Genomic DNA, 20,411 nt, shown 5'->3' with positions numbered 1-20,411 from the left:
ACGCTCTGCGAGGTGTCCCTCTTCATGCGAGCTGCTATCTCACTTCTCATCCTGTGCGTTGCCGTCGCTTGGTCACACACCAACCTGTTGCCCAACGGGTCCTTCGAGAACGACCGCGACGGAGACGGTGTGGCTGATTCGTGGAGGGGCGAGGTCCATACCCACGAGGGTGCCCTGGGTTCCTTCACCCTGGACACGGAAGCGCCGCGAACAGGCAATAGCGCCCAGCGCATCGACAACGCTGCGAACACCGGGGCCTGGGTGCGCGTGGGGTACGAGCCCATCGCCGCCAGCCCGAACACCGCCTACCGCGTGGCCTTCTGGGTGCGCAGCCAGGGGTCATACACCGCAATTCTCTACGAGTTCCAGTCCGGCGGTCGCCCCTACGTAAGCACCACCCTCGCGTCGGGAAAATCCACCGATGGCTGGGTGCAGCACACGAAGACCGTCGTCACTGGCGAACACGCGACCCACTTCAAGCTGTCGCTGATCACCAATGGCCGCGGGACCGTCTGGTTCGACGATGCTTCGATAATCCGTATCGCCGAACGCCCCACGCTCAAGGCCCCGCGGACAGACACGGCCCCGGCCATCGACGGCCGCCCGGATGAGCCGGTCTGGGAGACGGCGGCCCTCGCGAAAGACTTCATGATCCTCGGGGCAGAGGGCGAGCTGGCCCCGGTGCAGACTGCTGCGCGCGTGATGTATGACAGCGATGCCCTGTACATCGCCTTCGAGTGCGACGAGCCATCCACCGGCACCCTGCTGCGCGGGGAAGCAGGTGCATCCTCGCGTGTCTGGGCCCAGGATGTGGTGGAAGTCTTCATCGACCTGGACGGGGATCGGCGAGGGTACCTGCATCTGGGGATCAGCGCCGGCGGCGGATGGTGGCAGGAACGCAGACTGGGCGGACGCTGGTACACAGACTGGTTCTCGTGGGCCGATGGAGATGCGCCGGCGCCACCGTGGTCGGCTTCGGCGGCGGTGGGTGAAGGTCGCTGGACTGCCGAGCTTGCCCTGCCTTTCCAGGGCGTTGGCGGCCTGCCCAGGCCCGGCAAGGTGTGGAATCTTCAGTTCTGCCGCACCCGTCGCGCAGGTGGGGGCGAGGAGCATTCCACCTGGTCCTATACTGAAGGCACCCGTTTCGCAGTGCCGCAGTGCTTCGGGACGCTCATACTTCGGGGGCACCCACAACAGGAGCCCCTCCCAATGGCCCGCGAAGTGAACGCGGCGCAGTTCGTGCCCACTGTGGTTCCGCAGCCGGCGCAGGCAACGTGGCTCGAAGGCGCATTGCGGATCAGCCCGCGCCCGGTAATCCGCATTGAGACCGACGACCAGCGCCCCGAAGCCCAGTGGCTTGCGGACGACCTGCAGGCGCGCTTCGGCCTGGCGCCGGTTATTGCGCTGAACACCGACCTGGAGGGCACCCTCATCGACATCGGCGCACCGGTTGGAGCGGATACTCCCGATCACCCGGAAGGCTACCGTCTCGATGTGACCGGCGACAGCGTGCGGCTCACGGCACGCACTCCACGGGGCAGGCTGTACGGTGTGGCGACGCTCCGACAGATGCTTGCCGAAGACTCGGCCGGGGTTTTCCTGCGCTGCGCGACGATCATTGATCAGCCTTCCCTGGAGTGGCGCGGCTGGCACATGGCGGCGCCGCCCGCATCTGACATCGGCGAGTACCGGCGCCTGGTGGATACCCTCGCGCTGCTCAAGTACAACACCATCGTCTGGGAGGTCAATGACCGTCTGCAGTACGAGAGCCACCCGGATATCACGGCGGCGAATTCTCCCACGAAAAAGGAGCTTGCGGAACTCGTTGAATATGCCCGGTCCCGGCATTTCGAGGTCATCCCGCAGCTTGCGACCTTCGCCCATTTCGGCTACGCGCTGGGCAAGCCCGCCTACCGTCACCTTGCCGAGAGCGAACAGACCACTTACGGCCACCGGAGCCTGTTCAATTACTGTCCCTCGAACCCTGCCACGTATGATCTCGTCTTCGATCTGATGGCTGAAATTGTCGAAGTCTTCCAGCCCCGGTACTTCCACATTGGGCATGACGAGGCCAGTTTCGACGACATCGGCGTCTGTGAGCGCTGCAAGGGAACCGAGCCGTGGGTGCTGTGGGCCGAGGACATCCGGAAACTGGATGCCTGGATCAAGGAGCGCGGGATGCGCACCATTCTCTGGGGCGACCAGTTCCTGCCCGAACACAATGGTGACGAACCCTTCTTCACCGCGCGCGCCACGGACATGATCCCGAAAGACATCCTCGTTTTCGACTGGCACTACAGCCCGAATCACAACTATGACGCCACCATCAGCTACTTCAAGGAGCATGGGTTCGAGGTGGTGGGGTGCCCGTGGTACGAGCCTGTAAACGTCTACAGGTTCGCCTCGGCGGCGAAGCGCAATGAGATCCTGGGCTTCTGCGGGACTACCTGGGCGGGGGTGGCCGGGATACTGCGCGCAATGCCCCATCTGCCCGCGGCGTGGGTCACTGGCGGCGAGAACTGCTGGACGCCCGATGCGCCGCCGATTGACAGCCTGGGATACGACCCGGTTCCGGTGTTCAACCGCCTCCACCGGCCTGCAGAGAGCCGCTTGCCCCTGGGCTTCCGGGCGCTGGACCTGTCCGGGCATTTCAACGAGACCATCGTGGACACCGAGCGTCGTGAGGGCTGGATGGGCGACGGCCCTCGGTACGATCTGCGCTCGTTGCCGACGGGTATCATCTGGGCGGGAGACATCCCCTTCATGATCCCCGAGAGCGCTGGGCGCTGCGAGCCCGCCTGCGTGATGCTGGCCTCCCGGACCACCCCGGAAGGCGCATACCCACTTGCGGTGTACGAGATCCCGGTGGGATTTGCGACCCGGGCGCTGTACTTCCTGCATACCTGTCAGGTACCGGCGAACCGTAATCGGCAGCTTTATGCCACCGAGAATCCGGGGACGATAGCCCGCTATGTGATCAACTACGAAGATGGCACGCAGGCGGAGATGCGGCTGGTCTACCAGGCGAACATCCACGACTGGAACGGGCAGCGCGGGCCGGCGCAGGCCCTGGGCTTGTGGACGGGGAAAACCGCTGGGGGAGCGCTCATCAGCCTGCCTGCGGTGCAGTGGACAAATCCGCGGCCCGAGGCGCCGGTGCGCAGCATCGACTTCATCTCGGAACCTGGGGATGTCCGCCCGGTCCTGCTGGCGATCACCGCGGCGGACTGACCAGGCAACCTGCCGTGAACCAGTGCAGTCCGCACGTTGTCCGGAGACTGACAAATGTACCGTTCGCTACTCATTGCCGTCGCCACCGTCGCCGTCACGGTGGCCTTGATGCCTTTCGATCCCGCGCTGAGCCGGGCTGCGCAGTCCATCGCACCCGGCAATGAGACCCTGCATTGGCTGGCGGAGGCCTCCGAGCACGTCCTGAACCCAGTGCTCGTGCTGGCCGGAGCGCTTGTGTACACGGCCCTGAACCGGGTGGATCGCGCGAGACGCTTCTGGATTCTGATGGGCACGGTGGTTGTTCAGAGCGCGCTGGTCAACGTGATGAAAGACTTCTTCGGACGAATGCGACCTGATGATCTCATGGCGAGCTTCGCCTTCCATGGCCCGTGGGACCTGGGCTATAACGCCTTCCCCGGTGGGCATGCGGCCGGGTCCTTCGCGCTGGCCACTGTCTTCAGCGCGTGGTACCCACGGTGGCGCTGGGCGTTGTACACCTGCGCGGTTCTCATCACCCTGGCCCGAATCTACCTGGGGCGGCATTTCGTGAGCGACTGCGTGATCGGGGCGGCCCTGGGGTACTGGGTGGCCCGCACGTTCCTGCACTATCTCGCACCCCGGCCAGGATCTCCCGCGCCGGAACCTGCCGCGACCCTGGAGGTGTGACTTTGGAGGAGCATCTCGCGGATGCGCAGGACAGCCCGCCCCACTGGCCCCGGCCGGAGCAGGTGCTGGACTGCAACTGCCTTTTCGGCCCCTGGCCTCGCGGCCCGCTGGATGCCTCTCTCGGGACGGTCAGCGGCCTCCTGGGTAAGGCGGGGATCGGTGGGGCCGTGGTCGGTTCGCTGAGGACAGCCCTGGGCAACGTTGACGAGGGCAATCTGGAGGTGCTGCGTGCTTGCGCTTCGCGGCCGACCCTCTTGCCCGCCGCTGGGATGATGCTGCGGCAGGAACTGAGCATTGAGAAGCAGGTCGCGTGGTGCGCTGAGCAGGGATTCCTTTTGCTGCGGCTGTTTCCGGATTACGAGGGCTGGCCCATGGACTTCCGGCCCTTTGAGATTGGGCTGCGGGCGGCTTCCGAATACGGACTATCGGTGCTGCTCACTGTCAGGCAGCCGGGCGAACTCACGGTGCTGGGCCGCATGGTGAACGCAACGGGCGCCAGTGTGATCGCAGCGGGTGTCAATACCTCCCACACACCGCTGGTCTCCGAGGTGATTGCGGTCGCGAGTGACTGCCCGGGCCTGTCAATCGAGACGTCGCGGCTGGAAGGGGCCGACACACTTGACATCGTCGCCGAAGCGCTGGGTCCCGACCGGCTGGTGTTCGGGACGGGACTGCCCTTCCAGTACCCTTCCAGTGCTCTCGCGCTGGTGGCCTGCAGCCGCATGACACAGTCGGATCGCCAACTGGTACTGCGTGACAATCTGCTGCGACTCATCGGCCGTACTGAACCAGGAGGATCGACATGAGAACCGCACTTGCTGTACTCGGACTGGCCGCACTGGTGTCGATGTCATGCTGGGGTGACGCGGTCTCTTTCTCGCGTCCGGAGGATCTAGAGGGGTGGGTGCCGGAGTGCGGGCAATGGTCGCTGAACGATGAAGGGCTGTTGCAGTCAGATGCGGGACTTCCGCGGACCATCACCTGGCTGCCGACGAAGGCCTGGTCGGACGTGGACGTGTCCGTGGAGTTCAAGATCCACGACGTGGGCGAAGGCGTGCGGTCGCCGGGTCTGGTGTACCGCGCGGAAAACCCCCAGAGCTATTACTACGTGCATATAGACCAGAAGAACCAGCAGATCGTCTGGGTTCGGTCCACCCCTGACAATGAGTGGACCGACGCCCGCAGGCACCGGCCTTTCGAGCTGGCGTCTGACGAGTGGCACACGCTGCGCATCAGGGCTATCGGCGAGTACCACGATGTGTATCTCAATGGGCAACTGATCTTCACCGAGCAGGACGACACCATCAAAGGCGGCATCATCGGCTTGCGCACCGGGCAGGGACGCATCGGTTTTCGGAACCTGAGCGTGACGGGGACGGATTACACGCTCGAAACGCCCTTCAAGATCTACAAAGCCCCGTTCTTCAATGTCTGCACCGACGCCGGCGCCGGCGCCTACGAGGCTTTCCCTGACGTCTGCCGCACCAGGTCCGGCCAGCTTCTCTGCGTCTTCTATGCCGGTTACGGGCATGTGAGCGTCCCCACCCCCAACCTGCCAAAGGGCGCGCGCATCAGCATGGTGCGGTCTGATGATGACGGGGAGACCTGGAGCCCTGCCGAAGTGGTGGTGGACAGCGACATCGACGACCGTGACGCCTCGATCACGGAGCTTTCCGATGGCCAGCTTCTCGTGACCTACATGAGCTACGACCCGGGGCGGCGCCCCGGCACCCACCAGGTGTTCATCGTGCGTTCCACAGACGGCGGGAAGACCTGGGGCGCGCCGGAGCGCGTGCCCACAACGTTCAACGGAAACGAAGCGGTGTCTGAGCCGATTCGCGAGATGCCCGACGGCACCCTGCTCCTGGCGGTCTACGGAGAGCTGTCTCCGCCCTGGCCCACGACCTACGTGTGCGAAGTGCTGGAGTCGAAGGACAAGGGCGTCACCTGGAAGACCATTTCGCGCATCGCGTCCGAGAAGTACATGCTCTGCGAGCCGTCCATCGTGCGCTTCCCGGACGGCCGGCTGCTCATGCTGATCCGGCCTACAATGACTTGGTGCGAATCCACGGACGGCGGAAAGACCTGGACGGAGCCGGTGCCGGTGGGCATTGCTGGCGACGCGCCGTACTTGCTTCTCACTTCGAAGAACGTGCTGTTGTGCGGGTATCGGGACCGCTCCGCGCACTCCACGAAAGTGATGGCCAGCCAGGACTTCGGCAAGACCTGGCAGGAGCCGGTGCTGGTGGACAAGGTCCTTGGCGCGTACCCGAGCATGGCGGAGCTGCCCGACGGCCGCATCCTGTTCGTGTACTACACGGAGGGCCCCGGCTCCGACATCCGCGGTGTGCACCTGAAAGCCGACGCCACCGGCGTCACGGTCATCCCCCGGGAGAGCGACTGAAGGCCATGCTCCCCCTGGCGGACGGGCCGATCATTGACCTGCATGCCCACATCCACCCCTTCGCGCTGCCGGTGCGGAGAGCATCGGCGCGGGAGCTCGTGGCGGACATGGATCGCCTGGGCATTGAGGTCACGGCAGTATCCTCGGCCCGAGCGATCATGCAGGACATGGTCGAAGGCAACGCCCAGCTTGCCCGGGACCTGGAGACCACCGACCGCCTGCGCGGATATGTCTTCGCGAACCCGAATCAGGTTGAGCTGTCGATCTCCCAGGTGCGCCGGTATCTGCCCGAGCCCGGGTTCATCGGCCTGAAGCTCTACAGCGGCGGATACATCGGCCATCCACTCAATTGCCGTGAGCACGAGCGGATTCTGGATGTGGTGGCGTCTGAGTTCCCGCGCGCGGTTGTTCTGGTGCATTGCGGGGAGAATGATCCGGCGAACTTCCCGGGCCTGCTGAGCCTGGCCCGGGAGTTCGCGTCGCTCACGTTCCTGGCCGGGCACATGGGCTCAAAGCTCTGGCGTGATGCCCTGCCGGTACTTGCCCAGGCACCGAACATAATGGCCGAGATCTGCGCTCCCGTGCCCGCTCGGAACCGCATTGAGGACGCGGTGGCGACAATGGGTGCGGAGCGCGTGGTATTCGGCTCAGATTGGCCGATCATCAGCCAGCCCTACATGCTGGGGTGCGTGGGCGACGCCGACATCAGCGACTCCGACCGCCGGGCGATCCTGTATGACAATGCCGCGCGCATTCTCAGGCAAGCCGGGCAGTTGGCTGATGAGCAGAACGACCCAGTGAGGTAGACACCTATGCACCGTCTCGAACTGTTCGTCTTCGCGGCTGTCGTGATAATGGTTCTCGGGAGGTGCGGACCCGTGCAGGCACAGGGCGTCGACCCGCAATTCAAGCCCGTTCTGGCCGCGGCCGAGTTCTCGTCCCGGGAAGTGCGTCCCGGCGATCCCTTCGCCATGACCTTGCGGTTCCGCAACGAGGGCACGAAGCCGGGCAAGACCGAGTACCGTGTTTTCACCCACTTCGAGGCTCCCGAGCAGAGCTGCCAGAACATTGTCATTCACGCCGACCACGAGCCCACCGTGCCCACCACGATGTGGGCGCCGGGGCAGGTTGCGGTGGACGGCCCGATCATCCTGTATGCCCCCACCAACCAGCCGGAGCAGGAGTACTTCGTCCACGTGGGAATCTTCGACCATCAGGGAACCGGCGCGCGGCTTCTGGAGACGTATGAGGCGGGTAAGATACGGGTCACGAGTGAAGCGAAGCCAGCGTCAGAACTGGCGCCGGAGCCCCTTGATGCGGATGAGATAGCGCGCCGCGCGCAGGCACTGGCCGCGCGCATTCCCTTGGAACGCCGCGTATCCCTTGATGGCGCCACATGGCGCGTTGACCTGGACCGTGAAACCGGTGCGTGGCAGCTTGTGGACAAGCGCACCGGGGTTCTGTGGGCATCGACCCCGGAGCGCCCGGTGTTCGCCCAGGTAACCATCGAGGACGGCGAACGTCGCCTGCTGTGGGATGTGGCGCGATTCGATTCCATCCAGCAGCGCAATGGGGCGCTGGTCGCCATTGCTCGCCCCCAGGTGGATGGCAGGCCCAGCGGGGTCACAGTCACCTTCACCTTCGAGCCGGTCCAGGGGCCGGACGGCGTGCGTCTGCGCTATACCTCGCAGGCTGCCGGCAAGTGGAAAGCCGTGCGCATGCGACTGCTGCACAATGCTTTGTGGACCACCGACGCCGACCAGGGGACTGTCTACGTGCCCCACCGCATCGGCATCGAACTGCCCGCGAGCCAGGGGCTCCCCGGCCGGCGATCCTGGCGCACCTACGACAGTCTGTCCATGGCTATGTGCGGGGCGGTGCGTCAGGGGTCGGCGCTTCTGGTGAACTGGAGCAATGTGGACACGAATCTGGAAGTGAACACCGCCTGGTCCGACCTGCCGTTGGTTCCTGGACGCCGCACCCGCGCCCTGAGCCTGGAGATCGCGGCGCCCGAGGGCGACTGCACTCTCCACCCTCTGGGGCGGGGCGGATATGTGGAAATTGCCCACGCGTACCGGCCCCTCGCCAGGGCGAAGGGGTGGCTGCGGACCTGGGCTGACAAGCGCGAAAAGTTCCCAACCGTGGACAAGATGTTCGGAGCGGCGAACTTCAAGCCCTTCGTTTTCTCACGCGTGCTGCCGGGATCCCGGTACAACACCAGTGATCAGGAACGGACGCATCTCGGCTTCACCTTCGACGAAGTGGCTCAGTGCGCCGAACACTGGCGCAATGATCTGGGCATCGACCGCGCCTACGTGGTGATGGCCGGGTGGATCAATGGCGGCTACGATGTGCGGCACCCGGATGTGCTCCCGGCGGCTCCCGAATGCGGCGGCAATGAGGAGATGCGCAAGGCGTTCGACCGCATCAAGGCCTGCGGCTATCTTGTGGGCGGGCACGACAATTACCAGGATATGTACGAGGACGCGCCCTCCTGGAGCGAAGACTGGCTCAACAAAGACAGCCGAGGGCGACCGAAGCGCGGCGGCAACTGGAATGGAGGGCAGGCCTGGCAGGTCTGCGCCATCAAACAGGTGGAACTCGCGGCCCGAGAGAAGACCAACCTGCCCGAGATCAAGCGGCTTTTCGAGCCCACGATCTATTTCATCGACACGGTTTTCGCCTGGGGCCTGGTGACCTGCGAGGACCCCAACCACCCCATGACCCGACAGGATGACCTGGAATGGAAGACCCGGCTGTGCATGCTGGCCAAGGAGCACTTCGGCATGTTCGGCAGCGAAGAGGGCCGCGAATGGGCCGTGCCCTGCGCCGACTATCTTGAGGGTATCTTCGGCCACGTGACGGACTCCGAACCCGGTGCTGTTATCCCCCTGTTCAACCTGGTCTACAGCGACTGCGTGCAGATCATGACTCATCAGGGCAACCGCATCGGGCCCGGCGATGAGAAAAAGATGGCAGACCACATCCTCTTCGCGGAGATGGGCCTGCCCCGTTTCGGCGAGCACCTGTATTGGCAGCGGGAAGCCGGGACCTCGGCGCTTCCCGTGGTCCCACTTGCGCCCGATGTGAAGGACCTGGGAGACAGCAGGATCAGCATCACCTACCGCTGGCGAGTGGATCAGAAGATCGACAATGACTTCTATTGCTTCGTCCATTTCACCAGCGAAGGCGCCGACCATGCCGAAAAGATTGCGTTCCAGAACGACCACGCTCCAGTCCCGGCGACATCGACCTGGCAGCCGGGAAGCATCGTCAGCGATGGCCCGCACACTGTGACGATTCCCGCGGGCTTCCGAGGCCCCGCGCCGATCCTGCTGGGGATGACCCGTCAGGGCGAGCGCATTCCTCTGTCGGATGCGCGCAGCTCCAACCTGCGCTACCACGTGGGCACGCTCATGGTCACTGATGAAGGCGTGGCCTTCGAAGCCGCCCCGGATGCAGGGATGAGCGCCCTTTGGTCCCGGGGTGACAATGGCTGGACCGACGGCCTGTGCATCACCGACCGGGTGATCAAGAACACCTGGGAAGTGCTCAGCCCGCTGAATCTCATCACCGCCGAGCGCGCTCTGGACAGCCACGAGTTCCTCAGCGACGACAGAAAGCTCCAGCGCTCGCGGTTCGGCGACGTGATCATCACTGTGGCGTACGACCGGCCCGCGGAGGTAAACGGAGTGAGCCTGCCCCCTTACGGGTTTGTGGTGGAGAGCCCGACCTTCCTGGCCTTCTGCGCTACGAAGTACAATGGCATCGAGTACGGGGCGCCGGTTCTTTTCACCGCGCGCAGCCTGGATGGCAAGCCGATAGCGGAGTCCTCGCAGGTGCGCATCTACCACGGCTTTGGCGACAGCAGAATCAGGCTGGGCGACAGAACTTTCGAGGTCCAGCGTGAGTCAGTGGTGTCGATGGTGGGGTAGGGGTAGTATCTGGGGGGCGCCTCAATTTTGTAGGTAATTTCACGTCTAGTATCTGCGCTCGCTTGACCTGAAGGTACTGCGGGTATAGTCTTTGTGCGAGGACGAGATGGGAGGCTACACTGTGGTTGCATCATCCGCAAGGCCAATACGCCGCAAACTGTACTCCAAGCCGACAGTCGACCACCTCGACATGCAACGATTCGCTGCGGAGCGCCAGTGCATTGAAGACTTGGCCGAGGAAGCGGCAGAGGAGGCTTGGGCACGGGACTGCGGACCCAAGGCACTCACTGAGGATTGCGTTCCCTGGTCGAAGGTCAGGGCGGACCTTGGTCTGTGATGCACGAGGTCTCGTTCACCCGCTCAGCCCAGAAGGGGTTGGAGGCTCTGCCGCGAGATGTCCAGGTACGTATTGCAGGGCGCATCGATGCTCTCTCAGAGGATCCGCGCCCGTCGGGATCACAGCCGCTGAAAGGCCATTTCGCGGGGCTCCGAAAGCTCAGGGTCGGCGACTACCGGGTGGTCTACCATGTGGATGATGAAAGCCGCACGGTATGCGTCCTGCGTGTGGGACACCGGCGTCACGTGTATGATTGATCTCGGGCAGTCTCACCATTCCCGCCACCGGATGCCGACCACGCTCCGGGGCGTTGTCATCATGATCCTGGGGGTGTGATGCTCGATGTCTCTCTTCGACAAGCTGAAGCAGGCCGTCAGTGAGGTCGCTGATAGCGGCGCACGGCAGATCGAGATTCTCAAGCTTCAGAACCAGATTGGCACGGTGGAAACCGAGATCGAGCGCCAGTACGCGGAAGCCGGCAAGCGGGTGCGGGAACTGTACCGCCGCAAGGAGGTCCTCGACAGCGAGATCGAGGTTATCATGAAGCGCATCGACGCGCTTCAGGCGGAGGTTGAGGAACTGCGGCTCAAGGTGCAGGAGCAGCAACAGGCCGGGCACACAGACAGTGCGGCCGCTCCGGCTGCGAACCAGGCGACGCCGCAGGCCCCAGTCACCCCGCCGCGGGTAGTGACCCCGGAGACACCGGATCCGACTGCAGCCTACCAGCCGCCGGTTGTGCAGACCCCCGCCCCGGCTCCCGAGCCCGAGCCCGAAGAGGCCCTCTGCCCCGAATGTGGCGCGAAGGTCAAAGCCGATGCACGTTTCTGCGCGGGGTGCGGACACAAGCTTGTTTCCGACTGATTCACTGCTGCCATCCGAAACCAACAGGCCGCCGGCACGCATCCCGCCGACGGCCTGTTCGTTTCAGGCGAAGTCCGCATCATCCGGTCTTGCCGTATACCACCACGTCCAATAACTCGTGGTTCTCGTCCTCCATTTGCCCGGTGAAGACGCCCTCGCGCTGGAACCCGGCGGCCTCGAGGACAGCCATCCTGTTCTCGGCCCGGCTATCGCAGAAAGCCTGCACTTTCGCACCTGCGGGTATCTCGATGGCTGCCGTCAGTTCGGCTGCCCGGTCTTGGAAGTTGGCGTGGACCATGAAGTCCAGCACCAGCGCCTTGCCCTTCCACAGGGGCTGCACGGCCAGCATGGCGTGGCCGACCACGGCTCCCTGAGCGGTCTGCATGACCCGGGTGTTCAGCACTTTGCCCTCGAGCATATCCAGGCGCAGGCGCAGGTACTGGCTCTCAAATCCGGTGTGGCCGAACTGTTGGAAGTGGAAATTCTTCAGTTGCCACTGGCCTTCCACGGCGTAGAGGGCTTCGAGCAGCGGCCAGTCACCCCAACGGGTCTCGCGAATCTCCACCGGGCCGGGCGCGAACCATTTCGCGTCGAAATCCGGCTCCACGCGCCAGGTCATCTTCCCGGAATCGCCCCGCCCGACGAAGCCGACAGTCTCATAGATGTGGTACGGGTGGGTATCGTAGCCCGTGCCCAGGTACATGGCACGGCCACCGCGGGCGATGAAGTCGTCGCGCAGTACGTTGATGATGTGGGTGCAGATACCCTTGCGCCGATGCTCCTCGGGGGTGAACACGTGGCCGAGTATACCCACGCCGCCGCACTCAAAGGTGGAGATGTTCCCCACCACCTCGCCGGACCCCAGCACCCCCAGATAGTCGCTCATGAACAGGTCATCCAGGCCGGAATCCAGCGCCACGCGCATGGGATCCAGCCAGACTGGGCCCTTGTGCTGCAGGAAGGAGAGAATGCGCTCGGTCCAGTCGGGCTCAGGGGCGATTACGTGGAGAATCTCCATCTCCTCGCCGGACTTGAGGGTTGCGTGGGCCATCGTCTTGACCATTGGCGGGCACCTCGAAATCGGGCAGATTCACGGGCCAGGGCTTCAGCTTCTCTTCAGGCAACCGACGGGCGCGGTAGACGCGGAAGGTCACGCCCTCGATGAACAGGCGGTCGGCGAACTGGTTCTCCAGATTCGGGTCGCCATTCCCCCGCTCGAACTCGCTCCAGATCACGAGATCGATGCGGGTGTCTTTCTCCACTGCAGGAAGCGCGCTGGGTCCGTAGGCGGCTGACTTCGCCACGAGGGCATCCAGGGTTTCCTGCGGCGGACCATCTGCATATGTTCGCCCGAACAGCCAGCCGCGAAGACGGGGCTGGCGCGGTGGTGAGCCGGACAGCAAATCCCGAAGGCGCTCTTCGGGCACACCGTAGGCCGAAGCGGTGAGCGCCGCGCGGTCAACGAGTTCGGTGGTGGGCAGCGGAGACACGAGAGAGTATGGCAGGAACAGATCGCAGGATGTGTAGACCGGAATCAACGCGGCGAGATCAGGGTCCAGGCACATGACCACGTCGCCGGACTCCGCGCGGATCGCCAGTTGCTGGATGGCTTGCAGGTCTCCAGGATGAACAGTGGCCTTCTCCGCGGTCTGGACTGAAAAGCGGGCCTGCTGTGCCGCGCCCATGGCCACGACGAGCAGGGAGAGGGCGATAAAGGCGCCCCGGGTCCTTCGCTGGACACGGACCGCATCGGGGCCGCTCGCGCGTCCCAGCAGGAGCCACGTCATCCACGCTCCCAGGAGCAGCATGAGGCTCAGCCTGGCCCAGGGCTGGAAGCAGCGGGTGATCCACAGCGAACTGACTTCCGATAATAGGAATGGCTCCGTGGTGGGCGCCAGAATCCACGGCGCGAGCGCGAAGAAGAGCACCGGGGAGAAGCCCCGGCGGCGCCGGGGGTACAGGAAGAGAAGAGTCACGAGCACCAGGGCGTCCAGCGGGTACTTGGACCAGGGCGCGATGATGTCCGCCGGCCAGTTTCGAGCCAGCAGGTCCTGCTTACCCGTGAGACCTTCGGGCGAGACAACCTGCCGGAGAACCGGCGCAGCCAGGGCGATCCCGAGCGCCAAGGCAACGCCGAGCATCGCGACGGAACGCCGCTGATCAGCAGACGCAAATGCGCCGCAAGCCAGCAGAATCGCCCCTGTAAGCACGAAGGACGCGGAGTACGGGTCGCTGTAGAAGCAGGCGCCCGCGAGCAGACCCGCTGCGATTGCTCGGCGCGGGCGGGGCTGTTCCCACGTGAGAATGAGCGCCAGAATCGCCCCGGCGGTGAGGACCCACGCGAACTCGGGGGTGGTCAGGCGGGTGAATTTCAGGGGCTCCGGGCCGCCGAGAAGCTCCGCGCGGTCGATGAAGAGCACCGCGAAGGCCGCACAGATCGCTACCCACAGTTCCGCGCCCAGGCGGCGGCAGATCGCGAACAGCAGCAGGAAGATGAGCGGCGGCAGGACGAAGTCGCAGAAGACGAAGACCGCCGGGACGCTGCGCCCAAGCACCAGTCCCAGGCCGCCGAGGATGAGGCTGTCCAGCCACGCATTGCCGAGAAACGGGATGTCCCCCGGGCGCTCCGGGGCGTGGGGGTCGGCGCTGAACAGGCGGCCCTCCATGACCTCGCGGATGCGTGGCGCGTACAGCGTGGTCTCGTCGTAAGTCACCGCGTCCGCGCTTTCCGCAACCAGCGGCAGGTAGGGCCGGCCCTCTCTCGACAGCATCGCCGGGCGGATGAAGTGGGGCAGGCCGCAGACCAGACCGACCAGAATCGCGGCGGCAGCCACCCAAAGCCGGTCGCCTCGCGGGCTCCGGGGTAATGGAATCGCAATGGGTCTGGGATCGGTCAGTTCAGCCATGGGTCTTCGTGCGTATCACGCCGACAGCAGCGCGGCATCGAGATCGGTGAAGGGCAGGTCGACGCGGCAATTGCCGTTGCGCTGAGAGTGCCGGATGGCCAGGCCTATCTCCAGCGCGTGCCGCCCGTCGTCACCGGCACAAAGGGGCTTGCGACCGGTCTCGATGCAATCGCAGATATCCTCCACCGTGCGGATGCCCCAGCTTGTCATCTGGTGGGGCATGGGGAACTGCTGCTTTGCCAGGGTTTTGTGTCGTGTTGGCACCGATCCTGGCAGGTACAGCTCCCAGTCGGCCTCACCATTGATGGAGCGGATGCGGCCGCCGGTGGCCACGAGGTCAAGTTCCACACCCACCGGCCCCGGGTCCAGCATGTTGAAATAGCCGTGGATTCCGTTCTCGTACTGAATCAGTCCCAGGCCGCTCACATCCGCGTCGGGGCGGTCTTCGGGCGGCATCGCGGTCTGGCCCACCACCCAGCTCGCCCGGCCCGCGTAGAACTGCATGAAGGTAAGTAGATGGCTGCCCATGTGGCTCAGGCCGCCCCCGCAGAACCCCCGAATGCAGCGCAGGTCGCCGATGATCCCCTCGTCGATGATCTCTTTCGCGCGGATTGCCCGCGGGTCCCAGACGCGGGAGCAGTTGACCGCCACCACGATGCCCTTCGCTCGGCATGCGTCCAGGAGGCGATCGGCGTCGCGCAGAGTCTCGGCCACGGGCTTGTCGATGAACAGCGCCTTGGGGTTGTGCTCCACCGCCGCGAGGCCCGCTTCCACGCGGGTCGCGGTCTGGGTCGCGAGGCTGACGATGTCGGGCCTGCAGGCCTCCATCATCTCGTGGATGTCGGTGAACGCGCGCTCTGTGCCCCAGCGCTGCCGGAACCGCTCGGCGCGTTCGGGGTCGGCATCGCAACCGGCGACGAGTTGCGTTTGTGGGGCCTGTGCGTAGCGGGCGGCGTGAGAATACGGGAGCATGACGGAGGACCAGCGGTCGATTTCATCGTCGATGGTGCTCCCGATGCGGCCACAGCCGATGACAGCGGCAGCAAACATGGTTCACCTTCCGGTGCGGAATGTTGCGGCAGATGAGCACGACCGACGACGGCACCGGGGGACCCGAGTCCCGGAGTGACGGCCTGCCGTCGCCATGCCGCCCCAATGCCGACGGTGACGAAAGCCAATCAGGACAGCAGTCTCACGGCTCTACGGTCAGCACCGAGACGATCTCGCCCGCGGGTGAGTACCGCTCCACGCGCCACTTGTCGCCCTCGATGGTGACCAGGTCCCGGCGACCGTCGCTGAAACGCAGTTCCGCGGACAGGCCGGCATCGGTGGGAACCTGCTGGAAGCCCTCCACCGGCGATTCCTCGCCGGGCGGCGTTGGGTAGACGGCGTACAGCACCCGGCTCTCGCCCGCCGCTTCCCAGGTGAAGCGCGCAACGGGCATGGGTCGCCGGCCGTCGAGACCATGCTTGCCGATCCAGCCCAGGTAGTACGGCGTCTCCTGGCCCTTGACGATCTCGGCGCTTACCGGGGCCCCGGCGGCAAGGATTTCCAGGTTCGCCTTGTCACTCAGCGTCCAGGCTCGAGCGCCGGCCGCCTCGGCGTTCTCCGGCCCGAAGTGGAAGAACGCCTCATAGCGGTGGGTCTCGGCATCGCCGGGCACCAAAGTATCCAGCACCAGCCAGTAGTCGGGCTTCACGAACAGGATTGCCCGTCTGTGGGTGACAGTCTCGTCATTGGATGTGCCGAATCCGTCGGCATACTCGCCGCTCATGAAGTCCAGTGTTTCGGTGCTGTACCAGGGGTTATCCTGGGGCTCGGAGTTGATGAAGGTCTCGCGGCGTGCCCGGCGGTGCTGCCCTCGGCCGTCCACGAGGACGGTGTTATGTGCCTGGGGGCTGAGCACGTACGAGCGCATCGCGGATCGATCGTAAGCGTAGCTGCCCACATCCACCAGCAGGTCGGAGCCGTAAGCGTGGACCACGAAGGCCAGCTTGTCCTCGTGCTGGTGCCCCATTCCGAAGGGCCCCACATCGAAGAACAGGTAGTTGTCATCGCGGTCCCAGCCACTGCGCATGACGGCCCAGCCTGACCAGGGGAACCAGTGAGAGGTGTGGCCCGGCGGCACTCCTTCCTTACCGTCGGTGGCGATCCAGCGGAAGTCGTCGCGGTCGGGGAAGTACTCCAGCGCCCGCTTCAGTTCACCGGGCACATTCACGTACCATGCGTCATTCACGTGGGGCAGGGTACGGTCCGGAGTCATGGCCCACATGCCCATCTCCCACATGCGCTCCAGTTTCGCGATGTAGTCTTCCGGCACCGGGACATCATTCAACATGCAGATGCGCACGAGGCCCAGGAAGTTGCCCAGCGCCACGTAGTGGTAACCGGTGGTCAGTTCTTTCTGGGGGCCGTCGGGGTAGACCTGTGTGTCCAGTTCCCGGTATAGCCGGGCCACAGCGTCGGTGCGCCAGGTCTCGGCTCGCTTGAACTCCGGGAAGAGAACGCCCACGTGGCCCATCCCGTTTGCTTCCATAGTGAGCCAGTTCCCTCCGGTGGGGTAACGGTGGAGGTAATCGGCCTGCTCGGCGAAGCTCTTTACCATGAGGATCACGTCATCCACGGTGAAGCTCTCGGCTGGCAGGAAGCGGAAGAACGCGTTGGGCCAGCTGCTTGCGAGACGAATTCCGCATTCGATGGTGCGCCAGCGCGAGCCCACGGAATTGTTGACTTTTCCGGGCATCAGGTTGGCGTGGACCCAGCTGCGCAACTCTTTCACGAACTGCCGCACGTACTTCTCGTCTCCGGTGTCCCAGTAGGCCCGGCCCAGCGATGACCACCAGTGGAAGCGCCCCAACTGCCAGGTCCATTCGGGGCTGAAGGGATCGGTGGGGTTGGCCCGCCAGTCGATCTCATCCTCGAACTGGAGCGGGACGCCCATTATCGTGTAACGCTGCTGGAGCGCCTCATCCGCGGCGCGAGTGTCGGGCTTCGCGGGTCGCTTGTCAGCAGTGGGGAAGTCCCTCGGGTTCACGTAGAAGCGCGGGCGCTCCCGGGTCCTGAGATGTGCCACGAAAGCCGCCTTCGCGGCCTCAAGGTCGCCCGCTCCCACGAGGCGCTTGGTCTCTTCCAGGCCGGGGTAGTCCAGGTTCATCGCGGCGAAAAGCTCTTCGTCGGTCATGCGCGGTCCCAAGCGTGCCGCCTCCCAGCTCAGTTTCACGTCGTCGATAATCACCTGCGTCTCGGGGTTGGGGGTGTTCTCCCACCCGGACGCGGTGAAGTTCAGCCCGCCGACTCGGTGCCAGCCCACCGGTGTGCGGTTTTCAGCCAGGTCATCGAGCAACGAAAAACTGTATTCGCGCCACCCAGTGAAATCCACAATGATGGCTGCTGAGTAGTAATCCATTCCATCGGTTATCGGGTTCTCCGATGGAATGATGAGCATGAAGCGCGAGCCGGTGGCTTTCGGCGAATACATCCAAAAGGAGAGAGTGTTGTAGGGCTTCCAGTCGTCCGGTACAGTTTTCAAGGCGAGTCGGTCGCTCTGGCCGTGGTCCCAGAGGATCGCACCGGAGCCTTGCTTCACCGGGGCGGCGACCAGCTTGCCGCCGGTCCAGTCGTCCGCGCTGTCGCAGGCGCTCAGAACGAGGGGCTCGGGCGTCTGGCAGGAGGCTCCCGCTGCGAGCGTGGTGAGCAATCCGACCAAGAGCAGTCTCAGGGCTGTGCGTGTCTTCATCATCTCACTCCTTGCGCGTCGCATCATCCGCAGTGGCCCCCTCTTCGTCCGGCTCCTCGGTATCCTCGGGTTTCCCCAGGTCCGTCAGTAAGTTTCGCAGCCCAAAGTCTGCGTCTTCCGTCTGCGCGTCCGCGCGCGAGACCCGTTCCTTGCGGGGACGCACTTCGGGTTCCAGCCAGCCCGATTGTTTCATGTGTGCGAGGGAGTTCCGCAGATACCGCGAGACGTCGATCAGGGCCACCGCCGCGAGCATCGAGGCGAAGGGCACAATGGGCACCAGGTAGCGGTTATAGCCGCTGCAACCCAGAGAAAGCTGGTGCACGGCGATCATCAGGAAGACCAGCGCCAGGCCTGCCCGGGCCTCACGCCGCCCATTCCACCAGCACCACAGGCCGATTGCCGTGAGGATCGCGAAGACGAAATGAAACAGGTAGAGCATGCCGTTGAGCCACAAAGGGAGCGGGTCCAGCCCGGTGATCTTCTCCCACGGTGCTCTCCCCGGCCCGAACCAGAGCAACGCCGCGGAGCGCACCAGGCCGGCGACGATCTCCAGCGGGTGCGCCAGAGCCCATTTCACAGCAGCCCGCGCCATGGCCCGGCTCTGGGCGAACTTGTCGGGCGTGTCCCAGTGTTCACCGAGCTCCTCGGGCGTCCAGACGTAGAGGCAGTTGCGGGAGTCCACGGGCAGGCGCTCGTGCATGACCCGCGCCGGGCCTACCCACATGACTGCGAGATTGTGCCCGCCGGAGGAGTGGATTTCGAAATGCCCCAGGTCCACGTAGTTTCGCGTCGCCCAGGCGATGTTCGCAAGCGCCACAGGAACCAGGAGGAGGGCGCAACTGATCAGACGTCGCCTTCGGTGGGAGACAGGGCCCGTGAGCGCGGTCCAGACACCCATGGCCACTGCAACCGGCAGCCCGACGAAGCGCAGGAGACTGCCCAGGGCCATGCCGACTCCGCCGAGAAGACCCCGGCGGATGCTGGCGGCGCGTTCGGCATCGAATGACCGCAGGAGCGCGAACAGCGAGCCGGTGAGAACGAAGACGTACAGGGTTTCGGTGAGCACAAGCCCGGTGTGGATGACCGCGCTGGGCTCCAGGGCGGCTATTGCGGCGCCGAGGACGCAGGCGCGGGGCTCCAGGCCCAGCAGACTGGCAATCCGCCAGACGAACCAGACCGACGCCGTGCCGCAGAGCAGATGCAGCGCCAGCAGGATGTGGAAGATCGGGCCCTTGCCCACGCTGAGCAGGAGCAGCTTCGCAAGGAAGGGGTAGACCGGCGGCCATTCAACCTTGCTGTAGTACCCTTCCTCCAGCCACAGTTCGGCCATGCCCACGTAGTTGTCGGTGGAAGGGGGAATGCTCGGGTCGCGCAGGGCCGCGACGACGACGATCAGGCGCACGAGGAAAGCCACGCCCAGGATCACCCACGGGGCGCGGCCGGCAAAGCGACTCGTTGTGGGTCTGTCGGTGGCCATTGCGGTCCATTGCCTCAATCCGCGGCGCGCCGGATACTCAGGAGAGCACCTTGATCACGTCCGCGAAACTCTCGAACGGGTGGTAACGCAAGCCGTCTCGCTGCGCGGCTTCGGCGAGATGGTCTTTCGCGAAAAGCACGTCGGCATAGCGCGCCGGGCACATGTCCGAAAAACCGTCGCCGAGGTAGATGACCCGGGCAAACTCGCGGCGCAGGCGGAACAGGTGGGTGAGCTTGCAGTTGCCGCACTGCGAGCAGATCGGGCTCATGTGCGGAAACTCGATGCGAACGCCGCTCTCGTCTACGGTGGCGTGATTGGCGAATCGCGGAATACAGTCATATTGTCGCTCCAGCACTCGTTCCCCTTCACAGGTGGTGAAACCGATGCGGCCGAGCAGGTAGTCCACGTAGAAATCCAGGCCGTCGCTCACCACCACGAGATGGGCTCCGCGGCTGCGTACGAAACAATAGAAGTCCTGAAAGTCATCGTGCAACGGGAAGGTATCCAGCAGCGCGTACAGGTCCTGCGGTGACAGGTGCACCATGGCGAACTGCCGGCGGAGGCACTCCATGGAATCAATGCGCCCGGCACGCCATTCATGCTCCACTTCCCAGGCTTCGTCCAGGTTGAGGGCGTCGATGATGGCGATGCCGGTGTCGGTCACGCTGATTGTGCCGTCAAAGTCGCAGAAGACCAGGTCGTTATCGGAAAGGGGGCTGTGGACGTCGCGTATCATTGGCGGATCCTCCGTGCCCTGGAGGATACACGAAAAGCGGGCATCAGGGCCACACCTTGAGTCCATCGTTCAGGGTCCCGGCCCCGCTGGAAGGTAAATTCGCCTGCTGTGGGGAATTGTAC

Annotated in this window: 14 protein-coding genes; 8 read left to right on the top strand and 6 right to left on the bottom strand. The window is 64.5% G+C overall.

The annotated features are described in order from the left end of the window. The first annotated feature begins 24 nt into the window (after nt 1–24). From HPY44_12350 to HPY44_12315, 8 genes are all read left to right on the top strand, one after another. Nucleotides 25–3,231: a family 20 glycosylhydrolase gene (locus HPY44_12350; GenBank protein ID NSW56794.1), complete on the top strand. Its 3,207-nt coding sequence runs from the start codon at nt 25–27 to the stop codon at nt 3,229–3,231. A 54-nt stretch (nt 3,232–3,285) separates the two neighbouring features. Beyond that, nucleotides 3,286–3,897: a phosphatase PAP2 family protein gene (locus HPY44_12345; protein ID NSW56793.1), complete on the top strand. Its 612-nt coding sequence runs from the start codon at nt 3,286–3,288 to the stop codon at nt 3,895–3,897. 2 nt (nt 3,898–3,899) lie between these two features. Further along, entirely contained in the window at nt 3,900–4,703 is an 804-nt protein-coding gene (locus tag HPY44_12340; GenBank protein NSW56792.1) for a hypothetical protein, read from the top strand. Next, nucleotides 4,700–6,301: an exo-alpha-sialidase gene (locus HPY44_12335; GenBank protein ID NSW56791.1), complete on the top strand. Its 1,602-nt coding sequence runs from the start codon at nt 4,700–4,702 to the stop codon at nt 6,299–6,301. The genes HPY44_12340 and HPY44_12335 overlap by 4 nt, the downstream gene beginning before the upstream one ends. 5 nt (nt 6,302–6,306) lie before the next feature. After that, nucleotides 6,307–7,107: an amidohydrolase gene (locus HPY44_12330; protein ID NSW56790.1), complete on the top strand. Its 801-nt coding sequence runs from the start codon at nt 6,307–6,309 to the stop codon at nt 7,105–7,107. Nucleotides 7,108–7,113: 6 nt separating this feature from the next. Continuing rightward, nucleotides 7,114–10,236 carry a hypothetical protein gene (locus HPY44_12325; GenBank protein NSW56789.1) on the top strand — a complete coding sequence of 1,041 codons (3,123 nt, stop codon included), beginning with the start codon at nt 7,114–7,116 and terminating at the stop codon, nt 10,234–10,236. A gap of 336 nt (nt 10,237–10,572) precedes the next feature. Continuing rightward, the gene (locus HPY44_12320) at nt 10,573–10,830 is read left to right on the top strand and encodes a type II toxin-antitoxin system RelE/ParE family toxin (GenBank protein ID NSW56788.1); all 258 of its coding nucleotides are present in this window, start codon (nt 10,573–10,575) and stop codon (nt 10,828–10,830) included. An 85-nt stretch (nt 10,831–10,915) separates the two neighbouring features. After that, nucleotides 10,916–11,434, top strand: coding sequence for a zinc-ribbon domain-containing protein (locus tag HPY44_12315; GenBank protein ID NSW56787.1), 519 nt, complete (start codon nt 10,916–10,918; stop codon nt 11,432–11,434). A 79-nt stretch (nt 11,435–11,513) separates the two neighbouring features. Here the strand turns inward: HPY44_12315 and HPY44_12310 are convergent, their stop codons facing one another. From HPY44_12310 to HPY44_12285, 6 genes are all read right to left on the bottom strand, one after another. Beyond that, nucleotides 11,514–12,497 (bottom strand): hypothetical protein, encoded by a 984-nt coding sequence (locus HPY44_12310; GenBank protein ID NSW56786.1) that lies wholly within the window; start codon nt 12,495–12,497, stop codon nt 11,514–11,516. Beyond that, nucleotides 12,424–14,340 carry a hypothetical protein gene (locus tag HPY44_12305; protein NSW56785.1) on the bottom strand — a complete coding sequence of 639 codons (1,917 nt, stop codon included), beginning with the start codon at nt 14,338–14,340 and terminating at the stop codon, nt 12,424–12,426. The genes HPY44_12310 and HPY44_12305 overlap by 74 nt, the downstream gene beginning before the upstream one ends. Nucleotides 14,341–14,355: 15 nt before the next feature. Further along, on the bottom strand, nt 14,356–15,390 hold the full coding sequence (locus HPY44_12300; GenBank protein ID NSW56784.1) for a Gfo/Idh/MocA family oxidoreductase: 1,035 nt from the start codon (nt 15,388–15,390) through the stop codon (nt 14,356–14,358). A 142-nt stretch (nt 15,391–15,532) separates the two neighbouring features. Beyond that, nucleotides 15,533–18,076, bottom strand: coding sequence for an alginate lyase family protein (locus HPY44_12295; GenBank protein NSW56783.1), 2,544 nt, complete (start codon nt 18,074–18,076; stop codon nt 15,533–15,535). A 4-nt stretch (nt 18,077–18,080) separates the two neighbouring features. Then, the gene (locus HPY44_12290; protein NSW56782.1) at nt 18,081–19,553 is read right to left on the bottom strand and encodes a glycosyltransferase family 39 protein; all 1,473 of its coding nucleotides are present in this window, start codon (nt 19,551–19,553) and stop codon (nt 18,081–18,083) included. Between the two features lie 37 nt (nt 19,554–19,590). After that, on the bottom strand, nt 19,591–20,289 hold the full coding sequence (locus HPY44_12285) for an MtnX-like HAD-IB family phosphatase (GenBank protein NSW56781.1): 699 nt from the start codon (nt 20,287–20,289) through the stop codon (nt 19,591–19,593). Nucleotides 20,290–20,411 lie beyond the last annotated feature (122 nt).

The organism is Armatimonadota bacterium (assembly GCA_013314775.1).
Lineage (GTDB): Bacteria > Armatimonadota > Zipacnadia > Zipacnadales > JABUFB01 > JABUFB01.
The sequence above is the reverse complement of the archived record's forward strand: the minus strand, read 5'-3'. Positions and strand labels throughout refer to the sequence as shown.